Origin of the sequence: Pseudomonas sp. FP2309, assembly GCF_030687575.1 — a bacterium.
Lineage (GTDB): Bacteria > Pseudomonadota > Gammaproteobacteria > Pseudomonadales > Pseudomonadaceae > Aquipseudomonas.
This window is the reverse complement of sequence record NZ_CP117439.1, coordinates 3880912-3898123: the sequence shown is the minus strand read 5'-3', so window position 1 is coordinate 3898123 and position 17212 is coordinate 3880912. Positions and strand designations below refer to the sequence as shown.

17 protein-coding genes are annotated in these 17212 nt (G+C 63.1%); 7 read left to right on the top strand and 10 right to left on the bottom strand.

Going from position 1 to position 17212, the window contains the following annotated elements; genetic code table 11:
- Positions 1 to 51: 51 nt before the first annotated feature.
- Genes dsbG through dsbD form a run of 3 tightly spaced genes read right to left on the bottom strand, consistent with a single transcriptional unit; the run spans position 52 to position 3361 of the window.
- Positions 52 to 813 carry a thiol:disulfide interchange protein DsbG gene (gene dsbG / locus PSH59_RS17865; RefSeq protein WP_305393333.1) on the bottom strand — a complete coding sequence of 254 codons (762 nt, stop codon included), beginning with the start codon at positions 811 to 813 and terminating at the stop codon, positions 52 to 54.
- A complete protein-coding gene (locus tag PSH59_RS17860; protein ID WP_305393332.1) occupies positions 789 to 1634 on the bottom strand; it encodes a TlpA disulfide reductase family protein in 846 nt (281 codons plus the stop codon). Before PSH59_RS17860 ends, dsbG begins: the two co-directional genes overlap by 25 nt.
- The gene (dsbD, locus tag PSH59_RS17855) at positions 1634 to 3361 is read right to left on the bottom strand and encodes a protein-disulfide reductase DsbD (protein ID WP_305393331.1); all 1728 of its coding nucleotides are present in this window, start codon (positions 3359 to 3361) and stop codon (positions 1634 to 1636) included. Before dsbD ends, PSH59_RS17860 begins: the two co-directional genes overlap by 1 nt.
- A 176-nt stretch (positions 3362 to 3537) precedes the next feature.
- Between dsbD and PSH59_RS17850 the strand changes: the two genes are divergently transcribed.
- The 5 genes from PSH59_RS17850 to PSH59_RS17830 all read left to right on the top strand — a co-directional run bounded on the left by PSH59_RS17850 (position 3538) and on the right by PSH59_RS17830 (position 8287).
- Positions 3538 to 4218 (top strand): response regulator, encoded by a 681-nt coding sequence (locus PSH59_RS17850; protein WP_003175260.1) that lies wholly within the window; start codon positions 3538 to 3540, stop codon positions 4216 to 4218.
- Positions 4215 to 5537, top strand: coding sequence for an ATP-binding protein (locus PSH59_RS17845; RefSeq protein ID WP_305393330.1), 1323 nt, complete (start codon positions 4215 to 4217; stop codon positions 5535 to 5537). The genes PSH59_RS17850 and PSH59_RS17845 overlap by 4 nt, the downstream gene beginning before the upstream one ends.
- A 120-nt stretch (positions 5538 to 5657) precedes the next feature.
- A complete protein-coding gene (locus tag PSH59_RS17840) occupies positions 5658 to 6431 on the top strand; it encodes an N-acetylmuramoyl-L-alanine amidase (RefSeq protein WP_305393329.1) in 774 nt (257 codons plus the stop codon).
- A 139-nt stretch (positions 6432 to 6570) separates the two neighbouring features.
- Positions 6571 to 7983 carry an aspartate aminotransferase family protein gene (locus PSH59_RS17835; protein WP_305393328.1) on the top strand — a complete coding sequence of 471 codons (1413 nt, stop codon included), beginning with the start codon at positions 6571 to 6573 and terminating at the stop codon, positions 7981 to 7983.
- Positions 7984 to 8065: 82 nt separating this feature from the next.
- A complete protein-coding gene (locus PSH59_RS17830; protein ID WP_248077824.1) occupies positions 8066 to 8287 on the top strand; it encodes an MbtH family protein in 222 nt (73 codons plus the stop codon).
- Between the two features lie 27 nt (positions 8288 to 8314).
- Here the strand turns inward: PSH59_RS17830 and PSH59_RS17825 are convergent, their stop codons facing one another.
- The 7 genes from PSH59_RS17825 to minC all read right to left on the bottom strand — a co-directional run bounded on the left by PSH59_RS17825 (position 8315) and on the right by minC (position 14975).
- Complete coding sequence (locus tag PSH59_RS17825; protein WP_248077822.1) at positions 8315 to 10483, bottom strand: mechanosensitive ion channel family protein; 2169 nt, start codon at positions 10481 to 10483, stop codon at positions 8315 to 8317.
- Positions 10484 to 10535: 52 nt separating this feature from the next.
- Positions 10536 to 10712 (bottom strand): hypothetical protein, encoded by a 177-nt coding sequence (locus PSH59_RS17820; RefSeq protein ID WP_016970148.1) that lies wholly within the window; start codon positions 10710 to 10712, stop codon positions 10536 to 10538.
- A gap of 113 nt (positions 10713 to 10825) precedes the next feature.
- Entirely contained in the window at positions 10826 to 12115 is a 1290-nt protein-coding gene (locus PSH59_RS17815) for a M18 family aminopeptidase (RefSeq protein ID WP_248077820.1), read from the bottom strand.
- 118 nt (positions 12116 to 12233) lie between these two features.
- Positions 12234 to 12869, bottom strand: a complete 636-nt coding sequence (locus tag PSH59_RS17810; protein ID WP_005789965.1) for an RluA family pseudouridine synthase — start codon at positions 12867 to 12869, stop codon at positions 12234 to 12236.
- 96 nt (positions 12870 to 12965) lie between these two features.
- Positions 12966 to 13220, bottom strand: coding sequence for a cell division topological specificity factor MinE (minE, locus tag PSH59_RS17805; protein WP_003175252.1), 255 nt, complete (start codon positions 13218 to 13220; stop codon positions 12966 to 12968).
- A 3-nt stretch (positions 13221 to 13223) separates the two neighbouring features.
- Positions 13224 to 14036: a septum site-determining protein MinD gene (minD, locus tag PSH59_RS17800; protein WP_248077819.1), complete on the bottom strand. Its 813-nt coding sequence runs from the start codon at positions 14034 to 14036 to the stop codon at positions 13224 to 13226.
- Between the two features lie 201 nt (positions 14037 to 14237).
- On the bottom strand, positions 14238 to 14975 hold the full coding sequence (minC, locus tag PSH59_RS17795) for a septum site-determining protein MinC (protein WP_248078186.1): 738 nt from the start codon (positions 14973 to 14975) through the stop codon (positions 14238 to 14240).
- Positions 14976 to 15094: 119 nt separating this feature from the next.
- On the opposite strand from minC, the gene PSH59_RS17790 reads away from it, so the two are divergent.
- Together PSH59_RS17790 and PSH59_RS17785 are read left to right on the top strand one after the other, a co-directional pair.
- Positions 15095 to 16027, top strand: coding sequence for a lipid A biosynthesis lauroyl acyltransferase (locus tag PSH59_RS17790; protein WP_248077818.1), 933 nt, complete (start codon positions 15095 to 15097; stop codon positions 16025 to 16027).
- 30 nt (positions 16028 to 16057) lie between these two features.
- Positions 16058 to 17206 (top strand): patatin-like phospholipase family protein, encoded by a 1149-nt coding sequence (locus PSH59_RS17785; RefSeq protein WP_248077817.1) that lies wholly within the window; start codon positions 16058 to 16060, stop codon positions 17204 to 17206.
- Positions 17207 to 17212 lie beyond the last annotated feature (6 nt).

Sequence of the window (17212 nt, the reverse complement as noted above, 5' to 3'; positions counted from 1 at the left end):
CTGTCAGGTCTCATCAGGGGCAAGCCCCCGACGAGACCTGACAGGCACTGCCTATTTGGGGCCCATAATCGTCGCCAGCTTGCCTGGCGACGGTGCGCCTTGCTGTTGCTGCAAGCCACCCTTGTCATCCAGGTAGAAAATTGCCGGCGTCGCCGACAATTCCAGCGCGTCCATCAATTTCATGTTGGCGTCGAGCTTGGCCTCGATGTCGGCCGGGATCTTGGTCAGTGCCTGCAACGTGCTGCCCTTGCCGGCGGCTTCGTGCTCCTGCAGGGCCTTTTGCGGGTCTTTGGCGGCGAACAGGGCGGCTGACTTGGCGGCGCTGTCTTCGCGGATGATACCCACCATGATATGGCGCAGTTGCACCTTGCCGGCCTTGACCCACGGCCGCGCCTGCTCCCAGAACATGTTGCAGTAGGGGCAGTTGGGGTCGCTGAACAGGTAGACGATGCGCGGTGCGTTTTTATCGCCGTCCTGGATCCAGCTGCTGTTTTCCATCTTGGCCCAGACTTCCTTGGCCATTGGTGCGTAGACCAGTTTTTCCAGGGGCGCGTTGCTCAGGTCATTGCCTTGGGCGTCGTAGAGGTTGCCGGCGATCACGTGTTTGCCGTCGGCGGTCAGGTACAGGGCCATGCCGCGGTTCTGGTACTGCGCGGCGTAGCCGGTGAGGCCGCTGGGCGCATCGAATTTGCCGAGGATCCTGGCACCCTTGGCTTCGATCTGTTTGATCGGTGCCGGCCAGTCTTCGGCTCTGACCAGAGTGGCCGCCGCCATCAGGGGCAGCAGGGTCAGCAGGTGGCGGAGGCTTGGCATGTCGGTTTCCTTTCTGGGGCGGTGTCGAAGGGTTCCATGGCGCGGGCCAGACTGGCCTGGGACAACTCGCCCAGGTGGCTGTTGATCAGGCGCCCGTCGGCTGTGTAGAACAGCGTGGTCGGCAACGCCATGGAGCCGACGGCCTGGCCGAGGCGGCCGCTGGCGTCGAACAATACGTTATCCAGGGTCAGGCCCTGGGTGGCCAGGTAGGTGCTCACGCTTTGCATACTTTCGGCCTGGTTGACGAACAGGAAAGTCACGTCAGGGCGTTGGCGTTGGGCGCGTTCGAGCACCGGCATTTCCCGGCGGCAGGGCGGGCACCAGGTCGCCCACAAATTAATCACCAGCGGGCCGCCCTTGTAATCGGTCAGGTGCACCTCTTGGCCTTCGGCCGTGTGCAAGGTGATGTGCGGCAGTTGCGTGCCCTTGTCATAGAGGTTCAGGGCCAGGCCCGTCAGGCCCCAGAACACCAGGCCGGTGATGACCGCGGCACTCAGTGGCTTGCGCAGCGCCGGGCGCCGCCAGCCGTAGGCCAGTGCGCCAAGGAGCAGCGCAATAATGCCGGGCCAGGCAAGAAAGCCACCGTCACGCAGGTCGACCATCTGCAGCCAGTCGTCGCTGTAGTAACGCCAGTACATCAGCACAAAGCTGACGCGCGCCGCGAACATGCCCAACAGGAACAGGCTGAACAGCACTGACTCGGGGTTCTCACCGCCACGCTTGGCCACGCGCCAGCCCACCAGGGTGGCGAGAATCAGCGCGCTGATCAGCAGGATGTGATTCAGCGCAATGGCGAAGGTGCCGATGGTCAGGGTCAGCATCAGAGGGCGTCCCGGGCTTGATTCCAGCGTTGCAGGAAAGCCTCGGCATCGACTTCACCGGTGATGCGCTGGGCGCGGCGTTCCTCACCGTTGGGGCCGATCCAGATGAACGTGGGTGGACCCGGTACCTTGTAGCGTCCCAGCAGTTCGCGGCTGGCGGCGTTGTCGGCGGTGACGTCCAGGCGCAGCAGGCGCACGTCTTTCAAGGCGTCGAGCACTTCGGGGCGGCCGAACACCTGTTTTTCCATGATCTTGCACGCCACGCACCAGTCGGCGTAGTAGTCCAGCAGCACCCATTGGCCCTGGGCCTTGGCACTGTCGAGCTGGCTTTGCAGCACGGCAGAGTCGTTGACGGTCATGAAGGCGTCGTGGGCGGTCGGTGTGCCGATGGCCGGCGAACCGCTGTACACCTTCAGCGGCTGCCACAGGTCATCGCTGCCACCGGCGGCGCCCACCACCAGCACCGCGCCCCACAGGCCCAGCACCACGGCGCCGGCGCCGAATACCTTGGCGGCCAGCCCGTACTCGCGGGCCAGTGCCCAGCCGCAGTAGGCCATGACCAGGGCCAGTACGCCCCACAGGCCAATCCACAGGGTGTCGCCGACCACGGGGCGAATCATCAGCACGGCGGTGCCGAGGAACAGGAAGCCGAAGATGCCCTTGAGCACGTTCATCCACGTGCCCGGCTTGGGCAGGAAGCGGTTGCCCACGGTCACCAGCAGCAACAGCGGAATCCCGATGCCGATGCCCATGGAGAACAGGATTAAACCACCGTGCAGCGCATTGCCGCTCTGGGCGATATACAACAGGGCGCCGGCCAGTGGCGCGGTCATGCACGGCCCCACCAGCAGGCCGGACAGCGCGCCGAGCACCCCGGCGCCGACCAGGCTGCCACCGCTTTGCCGGCGGCTGACGGTGTCCAGGCGATCACGCAGGAACGCCGGCAGTTGCAGTTCAAAGAAGCCGAACATCGGCAGGGCGAGGATCACGAACAGCGCGGCAAAGCTGCCCAGGATCCAGGGGGTTTGCAACAGGGCGGCGAGGTTGGCGCCAAGCAGGGCGGCCAACACACCGAGTGCGGCGTACACCAGCGCCATGCACACCACGTAACTGCCGGCCAGGGCCAGGCCGCGCCGTGGGCTGGCGCCGCTGCCTACCACCAGGCCGGCGAGGATCGGCAACATCGGTAATGAGCACGGCGCAAACGCCAACAGCAGGCCCAAACCGAAGAACACCAGCAGGCTCCAACCCAGGCTGCGCTGTCGCAGGCCGCTGGCCAGGCTTTGGTCCTGGGCTTGTGCGGTGGCCGCGACGGCCGGGTTACCACCCAGGTCGACGGTGATCGACTGCGGCGGGTAACACAGCCCGGCATCGGCGCAACCCTGCCAGCCCAACTTGACCTGGCCGGTGGCACCGGCCGGGATCTTCACTTCCAGGCCCTGGCGATACACTTGCTGCTCGCCAAAGAACTCGTCGCTGTGGGCTTCACCCTGGGGCAGCATGGGCTTTTCGGCCGGGCCATCGAACTTCATGCGTTGCTGGTACAGGTAATAACCGTCGGCAATCTGCCAATACAGCTGGGTCTCGCCGCTTTCCAGGCGTTCGGAAGTAAAGGTGAACGCCTTGCCCACTGGGAGAAAATCGGGTTTGGTCGCAAACGGGTCGCCCGGCGCGGCCTGGGCGAACCCCGCGAATAACACCAGCAGAAAGGTAAACAGATACCGCATGGTCAAGCCTTAGTTCGATGCAAGTGAGGCACACAATGTGTGGCGTTGATTAACCGATGATTAACCGGGCGCTATTCTAGAGCCTACGGATTGTCGGGTGTTGCGAACTTTGGCGGCATAATGCGCGCTTAATCCATGGCTTTTCTAATCGCCCCATCTTTCATGAAGGGTTCAGCATGCACGTACTGGTCTGTGAAGACGACGAACTGATCGCCAGCGGCATTGTGGCCGGCCTCGGCGCCCAGGGCTTTACCGTCGAGCGCGTGGCGACCGCGGCGGCGGCGCGGGCGATGCTCAAGGCGGCGACGTTCGACATCATGGTGCTCGATCTCGGCCTGCCCGACGAAGACGGCCTCAAGCTGCTGCAACAACTGCGCAGCCAGGGCCTGGAGATTCCGGTGCTGATCCTCACCGCGCGGGACTCGGTGACCAACCGCGTCGACGGCCTGCAAGCCGGCGCCGACGATTACCTGCTCAAACCTTTCGATCTGCGCGAACTGGCCGCGCGCCTGCAGACCTTGCTGCGCCGCATGGCCGGGCGCAGCGTCAACCTGATCGAACACGGCCGCTTGAGCTACGACCCCAGCAGCCGCGAAACCCTGTTGGGCGGCCAGCCGGTGGACCTGTCCCGGCGCGAACAGGCGCTGTTGCAAGCCCTGCTGCACAACAAGGGCCGGGTGCTGTCCAGCGAGCAACTCAAGGACAGCGTGTACGGTTTCAACGATGAGCTGGAAAGCAACGCCCTCAACGTGCATATCCATCACCTGCGGCGCAAGCTGGGCAACGGCATCGTCGAGACCGTACGCGGCCTGGGCTATCGCCTGGGCCCTGCCGATGACGGAGAAAACGCTTCGTGAAAAGCCTGCGCCTGCGCCTGACGTTCAAGCTCGGCGCCGCGTTTGTGCTGATCTGGGCCCTGGCGGCGGCCTGGATGCTCAACGACCTGCGCAACCAGATGATGTTTTCCCTCGACCAGCGCCTGGTCGCGTCGGCACGCATGGTGGCGGGCCTGACCGAGCAGATGCCGGGGCTGGCCAGTGTCAGTGGCGGCGCGCATTTCAGTGCCGAGCAGCTGCATGTGCCGGGCGGCATGGCGTGCCAGGTCAGTTCGTTGCGCGGAGAAATCCTCGCGCGCAGCCACACCACGCCGGATCAGGGCCTGGAGTCGCAACGCAGTGGCTTTCGCGACCAGATGATCGACGGCGTGGGCTGGCGCAGTTTTACCTTGTCCCGTGGCGACCTGCTGATCACCACCGCTGATCGCCAGGTGGAGCGTGAAGCGCTGAATATGTCGATCCTGCTGGCGGCATCGGTGCCGGTCGGCGTGGCCATGCTGGGCTGCCTGTGCCTGCTGTGGCTGGGGATCGGCCAAAGCCTGCTGCCGCTCAACCGCATGCGTGATGCGCTGATGCGGCGCAGTGCCGACTCCCTCGAACCGCTGCAGATCCACCCGTTGCCCAGCGAACTCAAGCCGCTGCTCGACACCCAGAACCAACTGCTGCAGCGCATCGCCAAGACCATCGAGCGTGAACGCCGCCTGACCGGCGACGCCGCCCACGAACTACGCAGCCCGCTGACGGCGATCAAGACCCACCTGCAAGTGGCACGCATGACCGACGGCGCGGCGCGCGACCAATCCCTGGCCCATGCCGAAGAAGGCGCTGACCGCCTGCACCGCACCCTGGAGCAGTTATTGCTGCTGGCGCGGGTGGAAGGCAGCCTGTCGTTTGACGATGGCTTGCAGTCCAGTGCCGAAGAGGTCGCGCGCTTGGCAATCCAGGACGCCAATACCGGCGACAACGGCCGCATCGACCTGATCCTGCCGGACAACCCGTCCGGCGCGCCGGTGGACATGCCCGTGGGCCTGGCAGTCGCGGCCCTGCGTAACCTGCTGGACAACGCCTTGCGCCACACCCCGGCGGACACCCGTGTGGAACTGCACGTGAACACCGGCCCCGACCGGGTGGTGTTCTGCGTGCGTGACCACGGCAAGCAGATTTCCAGCGAAGACCTGCAATACCTGACCCAACGCTTCTGGCGCAACGGCAACAGCGAAGGCTGCGGCCTGGGCCTGGCGATCGTGCAAGCGATTGTGCAGCGCTGCGCCTGTTCGCTGACGTTCGACAGCCAGGCCGATGGCCTGCGCGTTGAACTGGGCATGCCGCTGCGACGCTGATCCTTTTTCACGTGCCAAATAGTTACCGCCCGCCTGAGGTTCCAGCCTTCAGGATGGCGGTAATTTTTTTGCGCTTGAACGGGCCGAAAGACTCGGCCTGTATTGAAAAGGACGGTTCTTATGTTGGTCATCGACACCAGTTTCCCCGCCACAGGCTTCAACGAGCGTAATGGCGAGCCCGTCGCACAGTTGGTTTTGCACTACACCGCAGCCCCGTTCGCAGCCGCCTTGCGCACCCTGACCGGGGAGGCGGTCAGCGCTCACTATCTGCTGCCCGACCCTCACGAGCCCAGCTATCGCGCCGCCGGTTATGACGAGTTGCGCGCGTTTCGCCTGGTCGACGAACACCGACGTGCCTGGCACGCGGGCGTCAGCCAGTGGGGCGGGCGCGACAACCTCAACAGCCGCTCGATCGGCATCGAACTCGTCAATCTGGCGAGGGATGACGGCGGGGTGTTCACCTTTCCTGACTACGGCGAAGAACAGATCGAGGTCCTGATCGCATTGCTTCGCGACCTGCTTGGCCGCTACCCGCAGCTTGGACCGACAGACATCCTCGGGCATTCGGACGTGGCCTACTGGCGCAAGAGCGATCCGGGGCCGCGCTTGCCGTGGCGGCGATTATTCGAAGCGGGCATCGGCGCCTGGTTCGATGAGGCCACGCGGGCGATGTACCAGCGTCGGTTTTGCCTGGGGCTGCCGCCGGAGGTGGAGGTGGAGCGGGCTTTCCAGCGTTATGGCTACGCACCGGCGAAAAATCGCCGGGACTTTGAACACCGTACGCGAGCCTTTCAGATGCACTTTCGTGCGCAGGACTATTGCGGGGTATTGGATGCGCAGACGTGCGCGATTCTGTATGCACTGAACGAAAAGTACCTGGGACTGTGTGGCTGAGGGCTTTTCGCGACCGGAGGAGTAAATCCTCTCCACGCTGATGCGTTTCCAGAACAGGAAATCCGTGCGCATGCCCCTGGGCCAGCCGCCAACGGATGGCAGTTTGGTCACCATTATCAGTGTATTGAGGGATCGAGAGATGTCAGTCGCTACCAGTCGTATCGAAGACGCCCCGGTGCAAGTCAGCCCGGCACCCGTGGAAACGCTCTATCAGTTCGATGAAACGCCACTGCTGGCCCGTCAGCGTCAGCAGGAGTCCAACGCCCGCAGCTACCCACGGCGCATTCCGCTGGCCCTGAAGCGGGCCAAAGGCATCTATGTGGAAGACGTGGAAGGCCGTCAATTCATCGATTGCCTGGCCGGTGCCGGCACCCTGGCGTTGGGGCATAACCACCCGGCGGTGATCGAGGCTATCCAGCAAGTGCTGAGCGATGAACTGCCCCTGCACACCCTCGACCTGACCACGCCGGTCAAGGACCAGTTTGTGCAGGACCTGTTTGGTCTGTTGCCGGCAGCGTTGGCGCGCGAAGCGAAAATCCAGTTCTGCGGCCCCACCGGCACCGACGCGGTAGAAGCGGCGTTGAAACTGGTGCGCACCGCCACTGGGCGCAGCACGGTGCTGTCGTTCCAGGGCGGGTACCACGGCATGAGCCAGGGCGCGTTAAGCCTGATGGGCAGCCTGGGGCCGAAGAAACCCTTGGGCGCGTTGCTCGGCAACGGCGTGCAGTTCCTGCCGTACCCGTATGACTACCGTTGCCCGTTCGGCCTCGGCGGCGCCGAAGGCGTGCGCGTCAACCTGCATTACCTGGAAAACCTGCTGAACGACCCGGAGGCCGGGGTGTTGCTGCCGGCGGCGGTGATTGTTGAGGTGGTGCAGGGCGAGGGCGGTGTGATCCCGGCGGACCTCGACTGGCTGCGTGGCCTGCGCCGTATCACCGAGCAGGCCGGTGTGGCGTTGATCGTTGATGAGATCCAGAGCGGTTTCGGGCGTACCGGCAAGATGTTTGCCTTTGAGCATGCCGGGATCATCCCGGACGTGGTGGTGATGTCCAAGGCCATCGGCGGCAGCCTGCCGCTGGCGGTGGTGGTGTACCGCGACTGGCTCGACACCTGGCTGCCGGGGGCCCATGCCGGGACGTTCCGTGGCAATCAGATGGCGATGGCTGCGGGGTCGGCGGTGATGCGCTACCTCAAGGACCACGATGTGCCCGGCCATGCGGCGGCGATGGGCGAGCGCCTGGGCGAACACCTGCGCATCCTGCAGCGGGATTTCCCGCACCTGGGGGATATTCGTGGTCGCGGGCTGATGCTCGGCGTGGAACTGGTGGACCCGGATGGCGCCCTCGATATCCAGGGCCACCCGCCGCTGCACCGCCAATTGGCGCCGCTGGTACAGCGCGAATGCCTCAAGCGCGGGCTGATTCTGGAGCTGGGTGGTCGCCATGGCAGCGTGGTGCGCTTCCTGCCGCCGCTGGTGATCACCGCCGCCGAAGTCGACCGCGTGGCCGAAATCTTCGGGCGCGCCCTGGCGGCGGCAGTGGCCAGCCTCTAATTTTTCGACGGTTTGGTACGTTTCTACAGATATCAGCGCTGCGCGTGGTGCGCAGCCGGCCTTTTAGCGACGGAGCACAGCAATGACCTCAGTATTTGACCGCGACGACATCCTGTTTCAGGTAGTGGTCAACCATGAAGAACAGTATTCCATCTGGCCGGACTACAAGGCCGTGCCGCAAGGCTGGCGCACCGTTGGCAAGAGCGGCCTGAAAAAAGAGTGCCTGGCCTACATCGAAGAAACCTGGACCGACATGCGCCCCTTGAGCCTGCGCCAGAAGATGGACGGCGCTGCACTGACCTGACACACCTTTTTTGTGAGCAGGGTGTCTTCAGGCATTCTGCTCTTTCTCCAACCCGCCCGACGCCCCCGTCACCACCTGCACACTCAAGCGTGGCGTGGCCAGGTCCAGCCCGGCCTCGTCCAGATGCCGTTTGAGTGACAGGTTGAACGCCCGCGACACTTCCCACTGTTTGATCGGCGCTGTCTTGAAGCGGGCGCGCAGGATCGCGCTGCCGGACTCAAAGCTCTCCACCCCCTGGATCTCCAGCGGCGACCAGATATTGCGGCGCTGCAAGGGGTCGTTGCGCATTTTCTGGCCGACATCGCGGATCAACTTGATCGCCGCATCGATCTCCATGTTGTAAGGGATCGCCACCCGGAAGATCGCGTAGCCGAACTCCCGCGAGTAGTTCTTGATGCTTTTGATTTCGCTGAACGGGATGGTGTGCACGATGCCGTCGATGTCGCGCAGGCGCACGGTGCGGATGGTCAGGCCCTCGACGGTGCCAAGGTGACCGCCCACGTCCACGTAGTCATCGATCGCCAGCGAGTCTTCGATGATGATGAACAGCCCGGTGATCAAATCCGCCACCAGCGATTGCGCACCGAAACCGATGGCCAGGCCGATGACACCGGCACCGGCCAGCAACGGCGTGACGTTCATGCCCATGTTCGCCAGGGCGACGATGGCGGCGATGATGAAGATGGTCACAAACAGCACGTTGCGGATCAGCGGCATCATGGTTTGCGCCCGCGCATTGGCCAGGCCTTTGCGCGAGCGGGTGAGGGCGTGATGGATCGCAGTGTCGCTGAGGATCCAGATCAGCCAGGCAAACAGCAGGGTGCCGGCCAGGCCAAACAGCTTGACCGCGATGTCATGGCCTTCGCCTTCGGCAAAACCAATCAATGACAGGCCCCACACTCGCAGGCCCAGCTCGATGAACACCAGCCACACCGCCAGGTGCGCCAGGGTGTAGATGAAGCTCTTCAAGCGCTCGGAATACAACGCGTGACGCTTGTGCCCGCGCAATGGCTTGAGGGCATGGCGACGCACCAGGCCGTTGATCACCATGCACAGCACCAGCAACACCGTGCACAACAGCGACTGGCGCAGGGCAGTGCTGGTGTCGCCGGCCGACAGGAACGTGGCAAACAGCGAGATGCCCACCAGCAACAGCGCCGGCAGGTACCAGAAGGTGCCGATGATCGACAGCGTGTCGGTGACCGCCCGGCGCGTGAGGCGGCGTGACAGCGGCTGGTTGCGGATCAGGTGGGCGATCGGCCGGCGGAAACGCAGGATAAACACGCCGGTGGACAGCGCCGCCATCACATTGGCCACGGTGGCTGCGGTATGGGCCAGATGCTGGCCGAGGGCGTTGACCAGGCGCGGGTCACTCAGGGCCTCGCCAAAGGCGGCAAAACTGCCGATCAACCACAATGGGCGGAAGGCCTGGCGCCGCAAAATATACAGCGCGCGATGGCGGTGCGGGCCGTCCAGCAGGGAGAAGGCAATCACGCAGATCGCCGAGAAACAGGTGCCGACCACCAGGGCGTAGGCCAGCACCATCGCCAGGGATTTGCCCAGGGACGAGGGCAGGGCGTAGCTCAGGTAAACCGTGATCACCAGGGCGATCAGCCATGGCCCCAGTTTGCGCAAGGCAAAGCGCAGCATGTCCCAGGTGCGTGGGTGTTGCGGCAGTTCTTCGGGCAGGCCGAAGCGTTCACGTACGCGGTGGCTGAGCCAGATCAGCGCGGCGGCCAGCAGGCTCCATACCGCCAGGATCAGCGCAAAACCGAAGATGATCGGCAGCCATTCACTGGCCGGCAGCATCAAGGCGTCAAGTTCGTCCTTGGCCAGGTCGACCTCATTGGACCAGCGCCCCAGCGGGCTGTCGTTGCCGGAGAACTGTTGTTCCAGGCTGGACAGCGTGTTGCCGATCAACCCGAGCACGCCGGGTTCGGCGGCCGGCTGGGCCTTTTGGGTGGCGGCCCGCAGCTTTTTCAGGTCGCTGAGCAATTGGGTGCGCTGCCTGTCGTTTTCCAGGGTTTTGATCACCTCGTCCAGCGACTGCCCCAGAGGCACTTCGGCTTGAGGCTGGGCCTTGGTGGTGCCACCCAGCAGCCCAGGCAAGCCCACGGCCTGGGCAGGCAAGGTCGGCAGCAGGGTCAGCAGGATGATCAGCAGATAAGAGGGCAGAGCGAACAGACGGGAAAGCACGAGGCGGTCAACCTTGGAGACGACGGGTTGGCCGAGTGTACGAGTGCCCGCGTCATTCGGCCAGTTTGGCGAGGATCTTGTACACCACAGTGCCCAGGATCAGCAGCATGCCGACCCACATGCCGAACACGCCCAGAGGCTTGTCGCGAAAGTTGAAACCCACCGCGAGCATGATCATGCCGATCAGAATAGGGATGAGCATGGCGTGGAAGGAGGACATGGAAATCATGAGACGACGGCCTTGTCGGGGTGGGAATACTGACAAGTCTAGGTCGGATTGCGGGAAGTGCAGATGATCTGGATCAGATGAATGCGGGAGGGGGAGAACCCCCTCCCGGATTGTCAGGGCAGGTCGCGACTGGCGTAGAACGCGCCCAGCACCTTCACCAGGTGCGCCAGGTCGTGGCTGCCGCACAGCTCACGGATGGAGTGCATGGCGAACGTCGGCAGGCCGATGTCCACGGTGCGCACGCCCAGGTGGCTGGCGGTAATCGGGCCGATGGTTGAACCGCAGCCCATGTCGCTGCGCACCACGAAGCTCTGCACTGGCACTTCTTCGGCCATGCACAGGTGGCGGAAGAATCCGGCGGTTTCGCTGTTGGTGGCGTAGCGCTGGTTGCTGTTGACCTTGATCACCGGGCCGGCATTGAGCTTGGGACCGTGGTTGGCGTCGTGTTTGTCGGCGTAGTTGGGGTGCACACCGTGGGCATTGTCGGCCGACACCAGCAGCGATTTTTGAATGGTGCGCACGAACTCATCACCTTCGGGCAACAGGCGGCGCAGGGTCTGTTCCAGCATCGGTCCATCGGCGCCGCACGCCGAGCAGGAACCGACTTCTTCGTGGTCGTTGCACACCAGCACGCAGGTTTCATCGCTTTCGCTGGTGAGCAAGGCTTGCAGGCCGGCGTAGCACGACAGCAGGTTGTCCAGCCGCGCACCGGCGATAAAGTCACCGTTGAGGCCAATCACCGCGGCGCTTTGGGTGTCGTAGAAGCTCAGCTCGTAATCGAGCACCACATCGGCATTGAGCCCATGTTCGCGCGCCAGTTGCTCGGTGAGCACGGCGCGGAAGTCCACGCGCTCGTCACCGGCGAACTGCGCGAGGATCGGCGGCAGCTCGGTCTGGGCATTGATCGCCCAGCCCTGATTAGCTTCACGGTTGAGGTGAATGGCCAGGTTGGGAATGATTGCGATGGGCAGCTTGAAGTCGATCAGTTGGCTTTCGACCTTGCCGTCGCGCCGGAATGTCACGCGGCCGGCCAGGGACAGGTCACGGTCGAACCAAGGCGCCAGCAGCGCGCCGCCGTAGACTTCCACGCCCAGCTGCCAGAAGCCCTGCCGTTGCAGTTCGGGCTGCGGCTTGACCCGCAGGCATGGGCTGTCGGTGTGGGCGCCGACCAGGCGGATACCGCCCTGCAACGGCGAGTGACGGCCGAGTTTGAAGGCGATGATCGAGGAGTCGTTACGGGTGACGTAATAGCGACCGTTGGCTTCGGTGGTCCAGGTTTCGCGCTCATCCAGACGCTGGTAACCCGCCGCTTCCAGGCGTTGGGCCAGGGCGGCAGTGGCATGAAAAGGAGTAGGGGAGGCCTTGAGGAAGTCGATCAGGCCTTGATTCAACGCTTCGCGCATAAATAGCTCCAGACAGCAATGCGCGGAGTTTACCGTATTGGTTTAGCTCGGTGGCGAAGAAGACGCAGAACAAATGTGGGAGCGCGTTTGCTCCCACACGCTTGGCCAATTGCCAAACTTAGAACGGCGCCGGGCACTCGAAACGCAAGCGCTCGCCGCTTTGCGGGTGCGTAAAGCTCAGCATGCTGGCGTGCAGGCACAGGCGTGGCCATGCCGCGAGGGCTTGTTCGTGGGCATACAGGCCGTCACCCAGCAGCGGGTGACCGATGGAGAGCATGTGCACGCGCAACTGGTGCGAGCGCCCGGTGATCGGCGTCAGTTCCACTCGGCACCAATCGCCACAGCGTTCCAGCACTTTCCAGAAGGTCAGCGCGTGCTTGCCGAACTCGTGGTCCACCACGTGGCGGGGCTTGGTCGGCGGGTCGTAGCGCAGGGGCAGGTCGATACTGCCGCTGTCCAGTTCCGGCTGGCCCCAGGCCAATGCGGTGTAGGCCTTTTCGGTTTCACGGTCGTGAAACTGGCGGGACAGTTCGCGATGGGTGTCGGCGTCGCGGGCCAACAGGATGATCCCCGAGGTTTCCCAATCCAGGCGATGGACGATGCGGGCTTCGGGGTAGCCGTTTTCCTGCAGGCGGGTGATCAGGCAATCCTTGTTGTCGTCGGCGCGGCCAGGCACCGAGAGCAGCAGGGTCGGCTTGTTCACCACCAGGACAGCGTCGTCCTGATGAAGGATATGGATGTTGGACAGCGGCATTAAACAGCCTCGTAACAAACGCCAACGGCGGCTCGACCGCCCAGGCCCCGCAATGGGATCAGGGTGATCGAGCCGCCGTGGCGGCCGCCTTTTCGATTAACGATCAGGCAGGGTGATATTGAGTTCCAGAATCGAGCAGCTGCCGTCATTTTCCAGGGCGACATGCACGTCATCGTTGCCGATATTGACGTACTTGCGGATCACCTCGACCAGCTCCTTCTGCAAGGCTGGCAGGTAGTCCGGGGTGCTGCGTTGGCCGCGTTCGTGCGCCACGATGATCTGTAGACGCTCTTTCGCGACCGATGCGGTACTTGGTTTTTTGTTGGCGCGAAAGAAGTCGAGAAATTTCATTGTTTAGTTGCCTCCAAAGATACGCTCGAAGAATCCCTTCTTCTTTACATCGAGGAAGCGATGTTCCACGGTCTTGCCCAGCAAGCGATCGACAGCATCGCTGTATGCCTGGCCGGCGTCGCTCTGGTCGTCGAGAATCACCGGCACGCCCTGGTTGGAAGCCTTCAGCACGGCCTGGGATTCCGGGATCACGCCCAGCAGGGTCACGGCGAGGATTTCCTTCACGTCTTCAACACCAAGCATTTCGCCATTGCTGACGCGCTCAGGGTTGTAACGGGTGAGCAGCAGGTGCTCTTTGATCGGGTCCTCACCTTTTTCGGCGCGCTGGGACTTGCTGGCCAACAGGCCCAGCATGCGGTCCGAGTCACGTACGGAGGAGACTTCCGGGTTGGTCACCACGATGGCTTCATCGGCGAAGTACATCGCCAGGTGAGCACCGGTTTCGATACCGGCCGGGGAGTCGCAGACCACGTATTCGAAGTTTTCTTTCAGTTCAGCGAGAACTTTGCCTACGCCTTCTTTGGTCAGCGCGTCTTTGTCGCGGGTCTGGCTGGCGGCCAGGACGTACAGGTTCTCAAGACGCTTGTCCTTGATCAGGGCCTGTTGCAGGTTCGCTTCGCCGTTCACCACGTTGACGAAGTCATACACCACGCGGCGTTCGCAGCCCATGATCAGGTCGAGGTTACGCAAACCGACGTCGAAGTCGACGATGACTGTCTTGTGGCCGCGCAGAGCGAGGCCGGTACCGATAGCGGCGCTGGTGGTGGTCTTACCCACACCACCCTTGCCGGATGTAACCACGAGAATCTTGGCCAAGGTGTTTCACCCCTAAGGAAAAAGGACTTTTCAGCCCCTGAAAAACATCTCTTGAAACTCGCTGCAGGCGGACAGCCCTTGTAGGAAAAAGATGTGGTTCCCGTAAAGGGAACGCCAACTTCCGATTATTCCTACACAAGTAATGCCGGTTTCGCTGTGCTATCAGAGTCTAGAGATGCTTGGAAAATGCGGCAGTATCCGTTAAAGCCGGGTGATGTTCAACACATCGCCCGCCAGGCTGACTTGCACCCCGGCCCCCCACAGCGGGTCACGGCGCAAATCTTCGGAAACCTTGTACCGGCCTGCGATGGACACCAGCTCAGCGGTCAACTGCTGACAAAAAATACGCGCCTTGATATCGCCCTTGATGCCAGCGAGTGCACGTCCGCGCATCGGGCCGTATACATGGATGTTCCCATCGGCGAGAAGTTCCGCGCCGGGGCTGACCGAGGCGATCACTACCAGGTCGCTTCCATCGGCGTAAATCTGCTGCCCGCCGCGTACGGGAGAGGTGATGATCTTTGTAGGCTTGATCATCGGCTCCGGCGGTTTTTCCGGTTTTTTCTTCACTTCGTCGACTAACGGTTCCAGTGGACGTTCGCGCGCACCGGACGGCGGCAGTACTGGCAGTTCAATCGCGATGGCGGCGGCAATGTCTTCAATACGGCTGGCACGAATGGCCAGAGTGCGCAGGCCATGGGAGCGGCACACGCGCATCAGACCGGGCAGATCGATGACGCCCTGGCCGGCCGGCAGTTTGTCCAGCGCCAGCACCAGCGGGGCATTGTTGAAGAAGTTCGGCGCCAGGGCGACCTTGGCGGCGAGCTGGCGGTCCAGGGCCTCGAGGTCGTTGCGGGCCAGTTCCAGCACGGTAATGGCGAGCATGCTGCCCTTCAGCTGGAACACGGGATCTCTGTCTAGCGGTTCGGTTTGGCTCATGGTCGGCATAAAGCGGCTTGTCACGAAAAGTGTCGAGACTTATAACGAGAACACTCACCCGCCGCAAGCCGAGTCGAACCGTTGTAGAATGCGCGGCCCTGTCTTTACCGGAATCTGTAATGGATCGCCCGCGTTTTCGAGCTGCATTCTTTCACCCGCGTTTCTGGCTGTTATGGCTGGGGCTCGGCCTGTTGTGGCTGGTCACCCAGCTGCCTTATCGCGCGCTGCTGACCATTGGTCGGCTGCTGGGCGCCGGCATGTACCGTGTGGCCGGCGAACGTCGGCGCATCGCTGCGCGCAACCTGGAACTGTGCTTCCCGGAAAAATCCGCCAAAGAACGCAAGCAACTGCTCAAGCAGAACTTTGCCTCCACCGGCATCGCCTTCTTTGAAATGGCCATGAGCTGGTGGTGGTCGCGCCAGCGTCTGGCACGCCTGGCCCATGTCGAAGGCCTCGAGCACCTCAAACAGGCCCAGTTGGAAGGCAAGGGCGTGATCCTGATGGCCCTGCACTTCACCACCCTGGAAATCGGCGCGGCACTGCTCGGCCAAAAGCACACCATCGATGGCATGTACCGCGAGCACGGCAACCCGTTGTTCGACTTTATCCAGCGCCGTGGCCGCGAGCGGCATAACCTCGATTCCCTGGCCATCGAACGCGAAGACGTACGCGGCATGCTCAAGCTGCTGCGGGCCGGTCGCGCCATCTGGTACGCGCCGGACCAGGACTACGGCGCTAAACAAAGCATCTTCGTGCCGCTGTTCGGCATCCAGGCCGCCACCGTCACCGCCACCAGCAAGTTCGCCAAGCTGGGCAAGGCGCTGGTGGTGCCGTTCACCCAGGAGCGCCTGGCCGATGGCAGTGGTTACCGCCTGGTGATCCACCCGCCGCTGAGCGACTTCCCCGGCGAAACCGACGAAATCGATTGCCTGCGCATCAACCGGTGGATCGAAACGGCGGTGCGTGAATGCCCCGAGCAATACTTGTGGACCCACCGCCGCTTCAAGAGCCGGCCACCGGGCGAACCGAAGCTCTACGAAAAACGCCGTTAACACCGACTTTCCCCACCATGGAGTGACGCGATGCGCCCAGCTGAACCGGTTACAGGCTTGATTCTTTCCGGCGGGGGGGCGCGAGCGGCGTATCAGGTGGGGGTATTGGCGGCGATTGCCGAGTTGTTGCCGCCGGGGGCAGCCAATCCGTTTCCGGTGATCGTCGGCACGTCGGCCGGTGCGATCAACGCCGTGAGCCTGGCCAGCGGTGCGATGGACTTCAAGGCCTCGGTGCAACATCTCACCGCGTTCTGGCAAAGTTTTCGCAGCCATCAGGTGCTGCGCAGCGACTGGCCGGGCGTGGTGCGCCAGGCCAGTCGTTTCCTGATCCACAGCCTGTTTGGCTTCGGCCGCCAGTTTCCAGTGGCGTTGCTCAACAGTTCACCGCTGCGCGATTTGCTGCAGGACAAGCTGCACTTGGCCGGCATCGACGAGGCCATCCGACAAAAACACCTGCATGCGGTCGCTGTCACCGCGTTCGGCTATGAGTCGGGGCAAGCGGTGACCTTCTACCAGGGCGGCGGCAGCATCGACGCGTGGTTACGCCATCGGCGTATCGGCGTGCCCACCCAACTGACGGTTGAACACCTGTTGGCCAGTTCGGCGATCCCGCTGTTGTTTGCCCCGGTGAAACTCGACCAGGAATATTTCGGCGACGGTGCCGTGCGCCAGTCAGCCCCGATCAGTCCGGCCCTGCACCTGGGCGCCAGCCGCGTATTGGTGGTGGGTGTCAGCGGCAACCCACGGGGTAATGAGCCGGCGATACAACGCAGTTACACCGGCCAGCAACCGACCCTGGCGCAGATCGGCGGGCATATGCTCAACAGTACGTTCATCGACAGCCTGGAAAGCGATATCGAACTGCTGGAGCGCCTGAACCAGTTCAGTCATTTGCAGCCTGCCGACAGTGCCGCGCGCGGCCTGGCGCCGGTCGATGTGTTGGTGATCGCGCCGAGCCAGCCGATCGATGAAATCGCGGCGCGGCATCGCCAGGAATTGCCGGCGGCGTTGCGTCTGTTCTTGCGTGGGCCTGGGGCGACCAAGACGAGCGGGGCGGGGGTGTTGAGTTACTTGCTGTTCGAGGCGGGGTATTGCAGCGAGTTGATCGAGTTGGGGCGCAGTGATGCGTTGGCCAAGCGTGACGAGATCACCCGATTCCTGGGGCTTGACCCGAACTGAATGCGG

Bases quoted from the DNA above. Each gene is read 5' to 3' on its own strand.
- dsbG (WP_305393333.1), bottom strand. From the start codon at position 813: ATGCCAAGCCTCCGCCACCTGCTGACCCTGCTGCCCCTGATGGCGGCG.
- PSH59_RS17860 (WP_305393332.1), bottom strand. From the start codon at position 1,634: ATGCTGACCCTGACCATCGGCACCTTCGCCATTGCGCTGAATCACATC.
- dsbD (WP_305393331.1), bottom strand. From the start codon at position 3,361: ATGCGGTATCTGTTTACCTTTCTGCTGGTGTTATTCGCGGGGTTCGCC.
- PSH59_RS17850 (WP_003175260.1), top strand. From the start codon at position 3,538: ATGCACGTACTGGTCTGTGAAGACGACGAACTGATCGCCAGCGGCATT.
- PSH59_RS17840 (WP_305393329.1), top strand. From the start codon at position 5,658: ATGTTGGTCATCGACACCAGTTTCCCCGCCACAGGCTTCAACGAGCGT.
- PSH59_RS17835 (WP_305393328.1), top strand. From the start codon at position 6,571: ATGTCAGTCGCTACCAGTCGTATCGAAGACGCCCCGGTGCAAGTCAGC.
- PSH59_RS17830 (WP_248077824.1), top strand. From the start codon at position 8,066: ATGACCTCAGTATTTGACCGCGACGACATCCTGTTTCAGGTAGTGGTC.
- PSH59_RS17820 (WP_016970148.1), bottom strand. From the start codon at position 10,712: ATGATTTCCATGTCCTCCTTCCACGCCATGCTCATCCCTATTCTGATC.
- PSH59_RS17815 (WP_248077820.1), bottom strand. From the start codon at position 12,115: ATGCGCGAAGCGTTGAATCAAGGCCTGATCGACTTCCTCAAGGCCTCC.
- PSH59_RS17810 (WP_005789965.1), bottom strand. From the start codon at position 12,869: ATGCCGCTGTCCAACATCCATATCCTTCATCAGGACGACGCTGTCCTG.
- minE (WP_003175252.1), bottom strand. From the start codon at position 13,220: ATGAAATTTCTCGACTTCTTTCGCGCCAACAAAAAACCAAGTACCGCA.
- minC (WP_248078186.1), bottom strand. From the start codon at position 14,975: ATGAGCCAAACCGAACCGCTAGACAGAGATCCCGTGTTCCAGCTGAAG.
- PSH59_RS17790 (WP_248077818.1), top strand. From the start codon at position 15,095: ATGGATCGCCCGCGTTTTCGAGCTGCATTCTTTCACCCGCGTTTCTGG.
- PSH59_RS17785 (WP_248077817.1), top strand. From the start codon at position 16,058: ATGCGCCCAGCTGAACCGGTTACAGGCTTGATTCTTTCCGGCGGGGGG.